General features: G+C 64.8%; 8 protein-coding genes. 6 read left to right on the forward strand and 2 right to left on the reverse strand.

Annotated elements, in window-relative coordinates; genetic code table 11:
- Nucleotides 1-12: 12 nt before the first annotated feature.
- Together ABFX19_RS15100 and ABFX19_RS15105 are read right to left on the reverse strand one after the other, a co-directional pair.
- On the reverse strand, nucleotides 13-243 hold the full coding sequence (locus tag ABFX19_RS15100; protein WP_346028822.1) for an acyl-CoA carboxylase subunit epsilon: 231 nt from the start codon (nucleotides 241-243) through the stop codon (nucleotides 13-15).
- Nucleotides 240-1,874, reverse strand: a complete 1,635-nt coding sequence (locus ABFX19_RS15105; RefSeq protein WP_277358293.1) for an acyl-CoA carboxylase subunit beta — start codon at nucleotides 1,872-1,874, stop codon at nucleotides 240-242. The genes ABFX19_RS15100 and ABFX19_RS15105 overlap by 4 nt, the downstream gene beginning before the upstream one ends.
- Nucleotides 1,875-2,103: 229 nt before the next feature.
- Here ABFX19_RS15105 and ABFX19_RS15110 point away from each other — a divergent pair, with 229 nt between their 5' ends.
- From ABFX19_RS15110 to ABFX19_RS15135, 6 genes are all read left to right on the forward strand, one after another.
- Nucleotides 2,104-2,952, forward strand: coding sequence for an SDR family oxidoreductase (locus ABFX19_RS15110; protein ID WP_346028823.1), 849 nt, complete (start codon nucleotides 2,104-2,106; stop codon nucleotides 2,950-2,952).
- 83 nt (nucleotides 2,953-3,035) lie between these two features.
- Complete coding sequence (locus tag ABFX19_RS15115) at nucleotides 3,036-3,755, forward strand: VIT1/CCC1 transporter family protein (RefSeq protein WP_277358295.1); 720 nt, start codon at nucleotides 3,036-3,038, stop codon at nucleotides 3,753-3,755.
- A 47-nt stretch (nucleotides 3,756-3,802) separates the two neighbouring features.
- Nucleotides 3,803-4,687 (forward strand): biotin--[acetyl-CoA-carboxylase] ligase, encoded by an 885-nt coding sequence (locus ABFX19_RS15120; RefSeq protein WP_346028824.1) that lies wholly within the window; start codon nucleotides 3,803-3,805, stop codon nucleotides 4,685-4,687.
- Nucleotides 4,688-4,728: 41 nt separating this feature from the next.
- Nucleotides 4,729-5,337, forward strand: a complete 609-nt coding sequence (locus ABFX19_RS15125) for a PH domain-containing protein (protein ID WP_346028825.1) — start codon at nucleotides 4,729-4,731, stop codon at nucleotides 5,335-5,337.
- A gap of 55 nt (nucleotides 5,338-5,392) precedes the next feature.
- Nucleotides 5,393-6,475 (forward strand): adenylate/guanylate cyclase domain-containing protein, encoded by a 1,083-nt coding sequence (locus tag ABFX19_RS15130; RefSeq protein WP_235563308.1) that lies wholly within the window; start codon nucleotides 5,393-5,395, stop codon nucleotides 6,473-6,475.
- Between the two features lie 244 nt (nucleotides 6,476-6,719).
- On the forward strand, nucleotides 6,720-12,782 hold the full coding sequence (locus tag ABFX19_RS15135; RefSeq protein ID WP_346028826.1) for an Ig-like domain-containing protein: 6,063 nt from the start codon (nucleotides 6,720-6,722) through the stop codon (nucleotides 12,780-12,782).
- Nucleotides 12,783-12,919 lie beyond the last annotated feature (137 nt).

Consider the following 12,919-nt stretch of genomic DNA (forward strand, 5'->3'; position numbering starts at 1 on the left):
TGGCCGTGTAAGTCACCGCCGGGCGCTGCGCCGCCACGATCCCGGGCCCGGCCGGGGTCCGAGCCGCAACTGATCGCGGCGGATCCAGGTGCGGTGCGGCGCGTGTCCGCGCGCGCCGTCGTCGTTCGCCTGCAGTCCAAGCACGACGACGGCGAGAGCCGCCAGCTCCTCCGCCGTCGGGTTCCCTGCCACCACCTGAAACAGCGGCTCGGCTTCTTCTGTAGGCGAGAGGTCCGCGCTCACAGCGGGATGTTCCCATGCTTCTTGGCGGGCAGCGAAGCGCGCTTGTCGCGCAGCGCGCGCAGACCGCGGACAACCTGAATCCTGGTGTCCGACGGCGCAATCACCGCGTCCACATAACCCAACTGCGCGGCCTGGTAGGGATTCAGCAGTTCCTCTTCATACTGATTGATCACCTCGCTGCGGGCGGCTTCAACGTTGCCTCCGGCGTCGGCTACTGATTTCAGGTGACTGCGGTACAGGATGTTCACCGCGCCCTGTGCGCCCATGACGCCGATCTGCGCCGTGGGCCAGGCGAGGTTGAGGTCCGCGCCAAGCTTCTTGGAACCCATGACGATGTACGCGCCGCCGTAGGCCTTTCGGGTGATGACGGTGATCTTGGGAACCGTGGCTTCGGCGTAGGCATAGAGGAGCTTGGCGCCGCGACGGATGATGCCGTTGAACTCCTGGTCCTTGCCCGGCAGGAAGCCCGGGACGTCCACCAGGGTGAGGATGGGAATGTTGAACGCGTCGCAATGGCGGACAAACCGTGCGGCCTTCTCTGAGGCAGCGATGTCCAGGGTGCCCGCGAACTGCATCGGCTGGTTGGCGACGATTCCGATGGTGTGGCCCTCCACACGGGCGTACCCGATCACCACGTTCGGCGCATAGAGAGACTGCATCTCCAGGAAATGGCCGTCATCCACGATTGTTGAGATGACGGTGTGCATGTCGTACGGCTGGTTGGCGGAGTCGGGGATGAGCGTGTCCAGCTGAGTGTCAGCCTCATTGATTTCGAGGTCCTCGGTGAACTCGGTCAGCGGTGCTTCGGCGAGGTTGTTGGAGGGCAGGAAGTCGAGCAGCTCCCGGACAAAGTCGATGGCGTCCTGCTCATCGGTGGCCAGGTAGGCGGAGGTTCCCGTGGTGGAGTTGTGCTGCCGCGCGCCTCCCAGGGTTTCCATGTCCACGTCCTCGCCGGTGACGGTCTTGATGACGTCGGGGCCGGTGATGAACATATGCGAGCTCTTGTCCACCATGACCACGAAGTCGGTCAGCGCGGGGGAGTACGCCGCGCCGCCGGCACACGGGCCCATGATGAGCGAAATCTGCGGGACCACGCCGGAGGCATGCACGTTGTTGCGGAAGATGTCAGCGAACATCGCGAGCGACGCAACGCCCTCCTGGATGCGTGCGCCGCCGCCGTCGTTGATCCCCACCAGCGGGCAGCCGTTACGGAGCGCGAATTCCTGAACCTTGACGATTTTCTCGCCGTTGACCTGGCTGAGCGATCCACCGTAGACCGTGAAGTCCTGGCTGTAGATCGCGATCTGCCGGCCGTCCACGGTGGCGTAGCCGGATACCACCCCGTCGCCGACGGGCTTTTTCTTCTCCATGCCGAATGCCGTGGACCGGTGGACGGCAAGGGCGTCGAACTCCACGAAGGAACCCGGGTCCACGAGCAGGTCGATGCGCTCGCGTGCCGTGCCCTTGCCCCGGGCATGCTGCTTCTCGATCGCCTCCGGGCCGGAAGGCGCTAACGTCCGTTCCTGGCGTTGCCGGAAGTCGGCTAGCTTGCCTGCGGTTGTCTGGAGGTCTGGCCCGGTGTCGACTGCGTCTTCGGTGCCCTGCTCGAGGGGAAGCGTTTCGGGTTGCATCGAGTCTCTTCCGATTGGTGTCCTGGTGGCGGGCGAGTAGCCGGTCTCGAGGGGCCTTAAGTAGGTTTCCTCCAAAGAACCGGGCTTCTCGCCCAGTCTAGTAAGCAAAACGAACCGCATAGCTGTAGAACACCTACAACAACTTCTTGAAAGACTTAGCGCCCGCCCCGAAGTTACCCACGAGTAACAATTAGGTTTCCCACCCCCTGTGCCGATTATGGTGTCACCTATGACCCGCAATGGCGCACCTGTGTCCGGCACCCTTTCAGGGCGCACCATCCTCATGTCCGGCGGCAGCAGGGGGATCGGCCTGGCCATCGCCCTCCGTGCGGCGCGTGACGGCGCCAACGTCGCCATTCTCGCCAAAACGGGCGAGCCCCACCCCAGTCTCGAAGGCACCGTGCACACCGCCGCGGAAGAGATCCGCGCAGCCGGCGGCGGAGCACTGGCCCTCGTGGGGGATGTAAGAAACGACGACGACGTCGCCTCGGCGGTGGAGGCGACGGTCGCCGAATTCGGAGGTATCGACGTCGTTATCAACAATGCGTCGGCGATCGACCTCTCGAAAACCGCCGACGTGTCCATGAAGCGCTATGACCTGATGGCGGACATCAACGTGCGCGGGACGTTCATGCTGAGCAAGTTCGCCTTGCCGGCGCTGTGTAAGGCTACGAATGCCCACATCCTGACGCTCTCCCCGCCGCTGAACCTGGATCCGGTCTGGGCGGGAAAGCACCTTGCCTACACCATGGCCAAGTACGGCATGAGCCTGACAACGCTCGGGCTCGCCGAGGAACTCCGGGACGAAGGCATCGCCGTCAACTCGCTCTGGCCGGCCACGTTGATCGACACCGCGGCGATCCGCAACATGCCCGGCGGGAGCGAACTCATCAAGGCTGCCCGGACACCGGACATCGTCGCTGACGCCGCCCACACCGTGCTGGTCCGGCCGGCGCGCGAGTGCACCGGGAACTTCTTCACCGACGAGGAAGTCCTGCGCTCCGAAGGCGTCACCGACTTCAGCCGCTACAGCCTCGGCGCTCCCGAGGATCGCCTGGTGCCTGACATCTTCCTCTAGGTTGACGGCTGCCCGGCAGCCGTGCGCCGGCCGGGCCCTGCATCTGCCTGGTGGGAACCGGTCATCGGTGCTGTACTTCTGTCATGACTGATCCAGGAGGACACGCGGCTGAACCGCATGACAACGGGGTTGCAGCTCGCTTGAACTGGCTTCGCGCCGCAGTCCTGGGAGCAAACGACGGTATCGTATCGACTGCCGCCACCGTCGTCGGTGTCGCAGGAGTGACTAATGTTGTCGCCCCGATCCTCATCGCTGGAACGGCCGCCGTCGTCGGCGGAGCGGTGTCCATGGCGCTCGGCGAATATGTTTCGGTGAGCAGCCAACGGGACAGCCAGGAAGCCTTGATCGAGAAGGAGCGCCAGGAACTGCGCGATGATCCGGACGGAGAGCTGACCGAGCTGGCCGGTCTGTATGAGCAGCGTGGGCTCAGCAGCGAAACTGCCCGCCAGGTCGCCGAGGAGCTGACCCAGCACGATGCCCTCGCCGCGCACCTCTCAGCGGAGCTGAACATCGACGAACTCGAGGTCGTCAATCCGTGGCATGCTGCCTTTGCGTCTGCTGCATCCTTCGCGGCAGGGGCCGTCCTGCCCCTCCTGACAATTCTCATCCTCCCCGCAGGTGTCCGCATCCCGTTCACGTTTGTAGCGGTTCTTGTTGCACTGGCCATCACCGGTGCAGTCAGCGCGCAGGTCGGGGGCAGCTCCCGGCGCCGGGCGATGGCGAGGCTCGTCCTCGGCGGAGCGCTTGCCATGGCCGTCACCTACGCCGTGGGATCCCTCCTGGGAACCACCGGAATCGTCTGACTGCGGGCCGTCTCCAGCGCGGTTCCGGCGCCCAGTAGGCTTGGACAATGACATCCCGCTACTCCAACCTTGAACGTCCGGGCCTGGACGAGAACGGCCTGCGCGAGGCGCTGTGCCGCCCGCAGGGTCCCTACGGCAGGCTGGACCTGGTGGAGGCAACGGGCTCAACCAACACCGACCTTGCGGAGCACTGCGTCGAGGATCCCGGGAACTGGCCGGATCTCAGCGTGCTCACCGCCGAGGAGCAGGCGGCCGGCCGCGGCAGGCTGGACAGGATCTGGACGGCGCCGGAGCGCTCCTCGCTGTTCGTCAGCGTTCTGCTGCGCCCCCATAATCCGGAGGGCCGGCCCCTGCCAACGCAGAGTTACGCGTGGATGTCCCTGCTGGCGGCGCTCGCGCTCTCGGAGAGCATCGAGGAACGCACCGAAATCTCTCCCCAACTCAAGTGGCCCAATGACGTCCACGTTGACGGCCGCAAGCTGGCCGGTGTCCTCGCCCAGCTCGTGCCGGGCGCCAACGCCGAGCCGCCCGCCGTCATCGTCGGTGCGGGTGTGAACGTCAGCCTCACCGATCAGGAACTGCCGGTCCCCACCGCCACCAGCCTGCTGCTTGAATACGCCGCCACCACGGACCGGAACATCCTCCTGAAGGCCTATCTGCGCCGCCTGTCAGCACATTACGGTGACTTCACCGCGGTCGACGGCGACGCAACCCGCCCCTGGAAGGGCGGCGCCTCGCTGCTCACACGGGTCAGCGAACGCATGGTGACGCTGGGCCAGGATGTCCAGGCTGATCTGCCCAACGGCAGCGTCATCACCGGGCGTGCCATGAATCTCGATTCCCACGGTGCCCTGGTGGTGCGCGATGAGGATGGTGAGAGGCATACGGTCTCGGCGGGCGACGTCGTACATCTGCGGCCGCTGACGCTGTAAGGAGGAGCTCGACCAATGCGGCACGCACCGGATGCACGATCATGCGGATAAGACTCGAGCCGGGGGAGCACGTGGTGGTGCGTACCCGGCCACACCCGCGGCGCCTGCTGGTTCCGTTCTGCCTGGCCCTGCTGATTCTGGCCGGTGCCGGCTACGGGCTCGGTTGGTTCAGCCGGTCACAGCTGCCGCTCGGGTGGGAGCAATGGGGCCCGGCGACTGTCACCGTATTCCTGCTCCTTATGCTGCTTTTCCTGTTCCGCGTCTTCCTCCGGCCGCTGCTGCGCTGGGCCGGCACCCGGTATATCCTGACCAGCCGGCGGCTGATCCGGCGGGCAGGTATCACCAGGCGCAGTGAGCGGGAAGTTCGGCTGACGGGAATCTTCCAGATCATCATCGAGCAGGCCCTCGTCGAGCGGCTTACCGGTGGAGGCACTTTGTTTGTTGATCTGGGCCGAGACCGGATCCTCTCCTTCCGCGAGGTTCCGCAGGTGCATACGTTCAAGGAGTACATGGTGGCTGCGATCAGCGACCTACCGCTGACCGCCATGTTCGATGGTGTAGATATGGAAGCGGAGCCGGTGGACGGGGTAGAAGACGAAGCATGGAACAGGAGCGGTGATGAGCGCCAACAGCGGCACGGATGGAACTGAAGCCGGTGGCACCGGCTCCTTTGCCGATGACCCCGACAACCCCTTGACCCTTTCCATGCCGGCGTTCAACCGGGCAGACCTGCCTCCGCCGCCGGAGAAGCTGGACCGCGACGCCATCCGGCGCCTCGAGGTTGAACTGCTCGGCGCTGAACGAACGCTGCGCCGCAGGGATGTGGCAACAGGTGCCGGGGTGTCCCTGCTGTCCGCGCGGAAGCTCTGGCGCGCAATGGGATTTCCCAACATCGGGGACGACGACGTCGCGTTCACCGAAAAGGACATGGAAGCCCTGACCACCATCATCGAACTGGTGCGCAAGGAGCAGCTGACGGAATCGGCGGCAATTTCCATCACCCGTGCCATCGGGCAGATGACGGATCGCATGGTGGTGTGGCAGATTGAGGCGCTTGTCGAGGAGATGGTGGTTCAGCGTGGAATCTCCGACTCCGCTGCCCGCCGGAACCTCGTTGCCGAGCTTCCGCACCTGCTCGAGCCGCTCGAGAAGACGCTGGTCTACGCGTGGCGCCGCCAGATGAACGCAGCGGTCCAACGGCTGGCCGTCCGCTCGGAGTCGGGGCTCGCCTCTAGCGCGGGAGGGCCTGAAGGAGCCGAGGACGACGCACCGCTGCCGCTGGCCCGCGCCGTCGGGTTCGCGGACCTGGTCTCCTACACGAGCCTGTCCCGGCAGATGAATGAACGCACCCTCGCCCAACTGGTGCAGCGGTTCGAAAACCGAAGCGCGGAGATCATCTCTGTCGGCGGCGGACGCCTGGTGAAGACCATCGGCGATGAAGTGCTCTACATTGCCGAGACGCCCGAGGCCGGCGCTGAAATTTCGCTGGCGCTCGCCAAGGCGTTCACCGAGGACGACCTGCTTCCCTCGGCGCGCGTCTCCATGGTGTGGGGCCGGATCCTGTCCAGGCTGGGTGACATCTACGGGCCCACGGTGAACCTGGCGGCCCGCCTGACCTCGCTGGCGGAGCCCGGCACGGTGTTGATCGACGCCTCCACCGCCGCAACCCTGCGCGAGAACGAACGCTTTGTGCTGATGCCCCACAAAGCGCGGACCGTACGCGGTTTCGGGGAAGTTCACCCCGTGACGCTCGCGCGCGGCACCGGCACCGGCCTGGTTCTCGACTGACGGTTTCATTCACGACTGACAACGCCTCACCGATGGGCACAAGTACCCACGAGTGCCGGTCGGCCGGTTTGCGAAGTCATGCAACACTTTAATCGGTCAAGTATTCCGGCCGCCTCCTATTGAGTGAGGAAGCGGCCGTCCAGCGTCTCACCCGGGGAACATTGTGAAGCTACTGAACCGCCTTCGACGATTCAGCACCAAACACAAACGAGCATTATCGGTATCCACTGCCTCTGCCGTCAGCATGGGTGTGATCAGCGGTGCCTTGCTTTATCCCGGTTTTGCCACTGCCGAAGTTGACCTGAACGACGGCGGTGTGTGGGTGACGAATAACAACACCGGAATGGTGGGTCACCTTAATTACCAGTCGCGGCTCCTGGACGGCGGCTACGCAGCGAACAGTGACAGCTTCGACATCATTCAGGACCAGGCCACGGTCTTCAATATCAACTCTGATCAATCCAAGGTCAGCCCCGTCGACGTGGCCAACGTGGTCCGCGGCACTGAAGTTCAGCTGCCCGGTTCAGCAGCGGTGGCCATGGGGGGTACGACGGCGGCGGTGACGGACCGCGCCGGTGGTGCGGTCTGGATTACCACGGTGCAGAACCTGGCGGCGTTCAGTGACCAGGAAACGGAGCCGGTGGTGACCGGTTCGTCCGGTGTGGTTGCGGCGGTTTCTTCGAACAACCGTGTTCTGGTCGCGGACCCGTCCGCCGCGACGGTGTCTACCTATGTGGTTGCCCCCGACGGCACCTATGAGGAGCCCGCCCTCGTCGAGGCGGAGGCACTGGGATCGTTCGGTGACGCGCAGATCGCCGCTGTGGGAGATCAGGCAGTGGTGTTCGACGGCGAGTCCGGTCAGCTCGTCCTGCCCGGCGGAGAGGCGGTGACCCTTCCGGATGCTGTGGGTGGGCGTCTGCAGCAGAGCGGCCCGGCGGGCAGTTTCGCGGTGGTGGCCACACCGACGTCGCTGATCAAGCAGCCGCTGAGTGGCGGGGATCCGATCATTACACCCCTGGATTCCACCGGTGTTCCCGCTGCGCCGGTGCAGTTGGACGGTTGTGTCCACGCTGCCTGGGCCGGAGCTGCGGTCTACGTCCGCGACTGCGCCGATGATGCCAGTGATCAGCGGCAGGACATCCCCGAACTCGGTGCGGAATCGGAACTGGTGTTCCGGGTCAATCGCAGCGTTGTCGTTCTCAACGATGTCAACGCCGGTGATGTCTGGCTGGTGCTGCAGAACATGCAGTTGGTCGATAACTGGGGTGACATCATCCCGCCGAAGGATGAGTCCGATGACGAGGACCAGGAATCCGCGAGTGAGAACCCGGTCAACACGCTCCCTGACCGCACCGGTGAAAACCGTCCTCCGGTAGCCGAAGACGATACGTACGGCGCAAGAGCCGGCCGCACCACTATTCTGAACGTCGTCGCCAATGACACAGACCCGGACGGCGATCTCCTGACGAGTACCCTGACCGGGGAACCGCCGGCCGCAGGCAGCGTGCAGCCCATCTACAACGGTGCAGGACTGCAGATTGTGGTCCCGCCGAACGCCACCCCCGGCAACTCCACCTTCACCTATGAAGTGTCCGACGGACGCGGAGGCAGCGATTCCGCGCAGGTCACCCTGGATATTCGCGGGGCTGATTCGAATGAGCCGCCCAACGCATTGCGCTCCACGAAAATTCTTGTGGAGGAGGGCAAGTCCGTCAGCCAGAACATCCTCTCCAGCTGGATGGACCCGGACGGCGATGACCTGTTCCTGGTGAGTGCGGAGCCGACGCCGGACGGTGATCAGGTGAGAACCCGCTCGGACGGGCTGCTGACCTTCCGTGATGTCGGCAAGGGCCAGGGCGTCAAGGAAGTCAATATTGTCGTTTCGGACGGCCGTGAAGAGGTGTCCGGCGTCATCAGTTTCGATGTCCGGGCAGCAGGGACGTTGGCGCCGGTGGTCAATTTCGATCACTTCACTGCCGTCGTCGGGCAGGAATCCCAACTGAGCCCGCTGCAGAACGATCTCGATCCGGCAGGTGGTCAGCTCAGCCTGGCGAAGGCGGAACTCACCGGCGGGGATGCGGTGGCAACACCGGATTATGACACCGGCACCATCGCTTTCACTCCCAACGCGGCGGGCACTTACTACGTCGAGTACCTGGTGACCAACGGACCGCAGAGCGCGAGCGGACTGATCCGGGTTGATGCAAAGGCCGAGGGTGCGGAGGGCGCGCCGATCGCCGTCCGAGACGTTGCTCTGCTGCCGCGCAACGGCGATGTGCTGGTTGACGTTCTGGGCAACGACAGCGACCCCTCGGGTGGGGTGCTTGTGGTGCAGTCAGTGGATGTACCCGCGGGGTCACCCCTGGAGGTCGCGGTACTCGACCACAACGTGTTGCGCATCCACGATGTGCGGAACCTGAGCGAGCAGACCACCATCACCTACACGATTTCAAACGGCACGGCCTCGGCCACCGGGGAAGTAAGCGTGCTCTCGGTGGAGGGCCCGGAGACGCCCCTGCCGCCGCAGGCCAACTCCGACGAGGTCACGGTACGCGCCGGTGACGTCGTCAACATACCGGTGCTCGACAACGACACTCACCCCAACGGCGATGAGCTGACCCTGAATCCCGTCCTCGCTCAGGGGATCGACCTCGGGGACGGCCGGATTTTCGCCTCGGAGAACTCACTGCGTTTCGTCGCCGGCACCACAGCCAAAACTGTGTACGCCATCTACGAGGTGCTGGACAGCACCGGGCAGACGGACTCGGCGGAGGTACGGATCAACATCCGGCCGCTCGATGAGCGCAACACGCCTCCGGTACCGAAGAACCTCGACGCGCGCGTCATCGCCGGATCGACGGTCCGGATCCCGGTCCCGCTGGACGGTATCGACGCGGATGGCGACTCGTCCTTCCTCACCGGCATCGACGCCGCTCCGACGATGGGCGCAGCGATCCCGGGACCGAACTACATCGACTTCACCGCATCGGCCACCGGAGCGGGGACCGACACCTTCACCTACACCGTCCGCGATCGGCTTGGCCTGGAGAACACCGGCACCATTCAGGTGGGCATAGCTCCTGCCGCGGAAGCGAACCAGAAACCCATTGCCGTCAACGACGGCGTCATCCTCCGGCCCGGCCGCGCCATTGCCGTCGACGCGCTGCGCAACGATTCAGACCCCGACGGCGACCCCATCGCGCTTGATCCCGAGGGGGTCACTGCCACCCCCGAGGAAATGGCTCCGGAGGTGGTCGAGGGCCGCGTGCTGTTCAGCGCACCCCAGGCCGAGGGAGACTTCAGCGTCCGCTACTCAGTGGCTGATGATCGCGGTGCCTCCGCCAACGGCAACATCAACGTGACGGTCGACCAGAACGCTCCACTGCTCCTGCCCATCGCGCGTGATGACAGGGTCGAGGTGACCGAGACCCGCGGACAGACCGCCGTGGACGTTCCGGTCCTGAAAAACGACGAGGATCCGGACGGCGTCGCAGAGGATTTGGAAGTCAGCGTTGACCCCGCCGATGCCACCGCGGCCGTGGGTGCGGAGAACGTGGTCCGCGTCGAGCTGACACCGGAGCCGCAGTCCATTCCGTACTCCGTCGAGGACATCGACGGTGGTGTCGCGACCGCCGTCATCTGGGTACCCGGGCTGAGTGAACAGTATCCGACGCTCATCAGCAACGCTCCCATCGATGTGCAGGCGGGGGAGGAACTCGCCCTCGACCTGCGCGAGCTGGTGGAGGTCCGCGAGGGCCGCACGCCGCGCCTGACCGTCACTGAGAAGGTCACGGCGATCGGCACCAGCAACGCCAACGACTGGGTGGTCGATCCGAACAACCTCCGCTACGCCGCGGACGCGGATTACGCCGGCAAGGGCTCCATCACCTTCGAGGTCACCGACGGCACCGGACCCGATGACCCGGAGGGCTTGAGCTCCACCCTCACCGTCCTCACCAACGTGATCGCCGCTGAGGAAAGCCCCAACTTCCCGCCGACCCTGGATTCCGGGTCCCTCGAAGTTGCCATCGCCGAGCCGGCAGTCACGCTCGATCTGGCCGGTCTTGCCGCCGACCAGAATCCTGAGGACACCCTCGAGTTCTCGCTCACCGGTGAGCAACCTGCCGGCTTCGATATCTCCTTCGCCGGTTCGGTGCTGACCGTCGCAGCCCAGGACGGCGCCGAGGTCGGCACCACCGGAACCATCGGAATCTCCGTGACGGACGGGGAAGACACGGCGAACAGTTTGGTGGCGCTGACGGTGTTGGCGTCCAGCCGGCCGGTTCCGGTCGCTAACGACGACGAAGTGCCTGACGCCGTTCAGGGCGAGCCGGTGACGGTGGACGTGCTCACCAACGACGTGAACCCGTTCCCGGAAGAGCCGCTGCGGATCGTCGACGTCATCGCGGACGGCAACGGCAGCGTTTCCCAGCAGGGAGACTCAGTCCTCGTGACGCCGGGTGAGTCCTTTGTGGGAAACATGACCGTGCAGTACACGATTGAGGACAAGACCGGGGAACTGTCCCGCGTCGCAACGGCCCAGATTCTCCTCACGGTCAAGGGCAAGCCGGGCGTTCCCTCCACACCGGTGGTCGAAAGCACGCGAAATAAATCGGTGGTCCTGTCCTGGGATCCGCCGGCTGACAACGGTTCACCGATCACCGGTTACACGGTCACCAGTAACAACGGGTTCACCCAGGAGTGCCCGGCGACCACGTGTACGCTGACCCGGCTCACCAATAACGTCGAGTACGTGTTCACCGTCACCGCCACCAACGACATCGGTACGTCCGACCCGTCGCCGGAATCGGCGGTCGCGCGTCCTGACACACAACCGGCTCAGCCTGCTCCTCCGGCGCTGGTGTTCGGTGACGGATCGCTGACGGTGAGCTGGACACCTCCAGCCAACGAGGGTTCCCCGGTCGAAGGCTATGACCTCCAGATCTCTCCCGCACCACCCAACGGGGCGGTCCAGCGCAGCGCAACCGGCAGCCCGCTGACCTGGGAAGGCCTGGAGAACGGCACCGCCTACAAGGTTCGGGTGCAGGCACGCAATGCCGCTCCGGATCCGTCGGAGTGGAGTGATTACTCCGCTGCCGAGATTCCGGCCGGCCTGCCGGGAACACCGGCGGCGCCGACGACGACGCGCGCCGACTCAGTGGGCACGGAAAGTCAGCTGGTGGTCGACTGGGCAGACGTGGCGCCGAACGGCGACACCGTGACGAAGTACCAGGTGCAGGAATTCCGCGGGGGCGCCCTGGTGCGCACGTTGCCCGAGGTGCAGGCGTCCGAGCAGACCATCGTCGTTCCCAACGCCGAGGCGGACTACAGCTACGCGGTCCGTGCCTACAACAAGGCCGGCTGGACCGAATATGGCGCGCAATCCGCACCGCGCCGCGCCGTAGGAAGCCCTGAGGCGCCGCAGGCCCCCTCCCTGGTGGAAACGAATACCGGGGGAGCGGGAGAGACCGTCACGATCAGCTTCCAGGAAATCGCGGCGTCGCAGCGGAATGGCGCGCGGGCCTCCGAAGTCAGCTACGTCGCCGAATTCAGCAACGGCAAAGTCGTCAACGGTGTGCGTAATGGCCAGAACGTGGGGGGTTTCCCGAACGGATCCAACGTGTGGGCTGTGGTTCGGGCCGTTGCTACAACGGACGGATCAAGTTACAGCAGTGCTAACAGCGCGCGCTCCACTACGGTCGTTCCGTACGGGAAGCCGCTTGCACCGCGTGCGAGCTCGGGCAAGAGTGCCCAGGGTGATATGGAAGTCCACTTCGACTGGTCTGCCCGGCGTGACAATGGTCGTCCCGTGGTGGAGGTGCAGCACCGCAAGCTGAACCCCGCAACCAGTTGGGTGTCGCGAGGCACGTCCGGAAACGTGTCCTACAAGGTCGGTGATTACGGAGACCAGGAGACCGTCGAGTTCAAGGCCTGTGACTCGACCGGCCAGTGTTCGGAATCGACAATCGTATCCGGCAATGCAGGGAATGCGCCGGCACCGACGACGTGGGACATCACAGCGGGCGGCCCCGGCCTCGATGCTAGCTCAAGGACGTGCATGGACGGCCTGGGTGGAACCAACTGGAGACCGAATGCCTCCGGAGACGCCAAGTGCAGCGGGAACCACTGGCTCTACGACCGGCAGACCATCGTGTCGAACTGCTTCAGGTACCTCTACACCAACGGTGAAGCCTGGTACCGCCAGCAGTCAGGGCCAAACACTGACGCCATGAACAATGGTTTGTTTGTGCGCGGAGACACAACCACCGAAGGGTTCTCGCCGCCGCAAGGCATGCCATCCTGCTGATCTTTCTCACGCTCCAAGCCACTGACTGCGACTGTCCTCCGATGGGTACCTGTACCTATGGGAGGACGGCAGCCCAGCCTATAGACTTGCTACGGCGCCGCTGACGGTCGAGGCGCCCATTTTCGGGGGACAGCAAC

The organism is Arthrobacter parietis, from assembly GCF_039530425.1.
GTDB classification, from domain to species: domain Bacteria; phylum Actinomycetota; class Actinomycetes; order Actinomycetales; family Micrococcaceae; genus Arthrobacter_D; species Arthrobacter_D parietis.

Coding starts and splice junctions, on each gene's coding strand:
- ABFX19_RS15105 (WP_277358293.1), bottom strand. CDS start 1,874: ATGCAACCCGAAACGCTTCCCCTCGAGCAGGGCACCGAAGACGCAGTC.
- ABFX19_RS15110 (WP_346028823.1), top strand. CDS start 2,104: ATGACCCGCAATGGCGCACCTGTGTCCGGCACCCTTTCAGGGCGCACC.
- ABFX19_RS15115 (WP_277358295.1), top strand. CDS start 3,036: ATGACTGATCCAGGAGGACACGCGGCTGAACCGCATGACAACGGGGTT.
- ABFX19_RS15120 (WP_346028824.1), top strand. CDS start 3,803: ATGACATCCCGCTACTCCAACCTTGAACGTCCGGGCCTGGACGAGAAC.
- ABFX19_RS15125 (WP_346028825.1), top strand. CDS start 4,729: ATGCGGATAAGACTCGAGCCGGGGGAGCACGTGGTGGTGCGTACCCGG.
- ABFX19_RS15130 (WP_235563308.1), top strand. CDS start 5,393: ATGCCGGCGTTCAACCGGGCAGACCTGCCTCCGCCGCCGGAGAAGCTG.
- ABFX19_RS15135 (WP_346028826.1), top strand. CDS start 6,720: ATGGGTGTGATCAGCGGTGCCTTGCTTTATCCCGGTTTTGCCACTGCC.